Here is a 1,245-nt window from a genome sequence, read left to right on the forward strand (position 1 = left end):
GAGCCCGCCCGATCAACGTCCAGGTGTCGTCGTCGGCATCGGAGAGTTCTCGGCGATCGTGCTGCGGTGGTTTCCGGCCCGACTCACCGTGGGCGGCTGATGGCGACGATTCAGAGCCCCTCAGTAGGCGTTGACCGGCAAGTTCAAACGAGGCGTAATTCTCATCGCCGTGATCCCACCGCGTCTTCTGCCGTACCCGCGTGATGATGCCGCCAAGCGCCCCCGGCCTGTCCGACGATTGGTCGGTGTCAGTGCAAAATCGTAGTTGCTGCCGTAGTACGAGCGTCACCGGGTGGTCATCGCCAAGCTCATGTGCACAAGCCGCGGCCGATGCCGCGAGTCCTGACGCGGCAAGGTCTAGCGCGGGTTCGTCGGCCGTTCGCAGGGCCAGCTCAAACCGTGCACACGCCAGGTTTGCGGCGCTTGTGAGTGCTTGCTCATGGGTCGACCCTAGGAGCGTCGACTGCCGCTCCACGAGCTGCTCCAACCGTCGGAGGCACTTAGCGAACGACGACGAGGATTGACGGAGGCGGGCAACTTCAAGGTCTACAATGACCACATTCGCCTGGAACGCTAGCGTTCGCGGATCGTCTGGGCCGAGTGTGTCGCGAAGCCGGTCGGCGAGCTCCGCGAGCCGAGGCCTGACCCACTGCATGTCCTCCGCATCCCCGAGTCGCGCAAGCTCGAACTCACCGACTGCCGCGTTGGCGCTGGCCGTAAGCTTTCGCGAGTCGTTGACGGTGTAGATTGAGCCGATTATTTGGGCGAGCAGTTCAAGCGTGTCACGGCTACGCCGCACTAGATCTAGATCATCGTTGAGTCGCCCTGCCTCGAGCCCGATCCGCGCCACCTCCGCCGCTGCGACTGCGTCGAAATTTAGTATCTCGCCAGCCCGAACATCACCGACGATCTGGTCAAGCGCCCGCGTGATGCCCGGACCGTCGATCGCTCCGGCAGCAAGCGACCCTCGCGTAATCGACTCCCACAACTGCAAGGAGGTAGAAGCAGACACCTCCTGGGAATATCGACTGGACCGCTCAAGCCAGCGGGCTGCGGCGGCCATGTCGCCCTTCATGCGGTGAGCGGTGGCGAGATTGACGGCGATAGTGCGAAGTACGTCGGCCCCGCAAATGCTGGCCTCGAGAAAGGCATCCTCGAGCTGGTGAATCCCTTCGCTCAGATCGCCGTTTCGGATGAGCATGAGAGCGTGTACATTGTGGGCTTCGGCTGCGAGGGCAAGGCCGC

Annotated in this window: 1 protein-coding gene; it reads right to left on the minus strand. The window is 63.1% G+C overall.

Annotated features, from left to right (window positions below):
• Window positions 1–1,063 (minus strand): hypothetical protein (locus KBX08_RS33280; protein ID WP_210787715.1); only part of this gene is annotated, 1,063 nt, incomplete at its 3' end.
• Between the last annotated feature and the right edge of the window lie 182 nt (window positions 1,064–1,245).

The organism is Micromonospora sp. H61, assembly GCF_018070325.1.
GTDB lineage: Bacteria > Actinomycetota > Actinomycetes > Mycobacteriales > Micromonosporaceae > Micromonospora > Micromonospora salmantinae.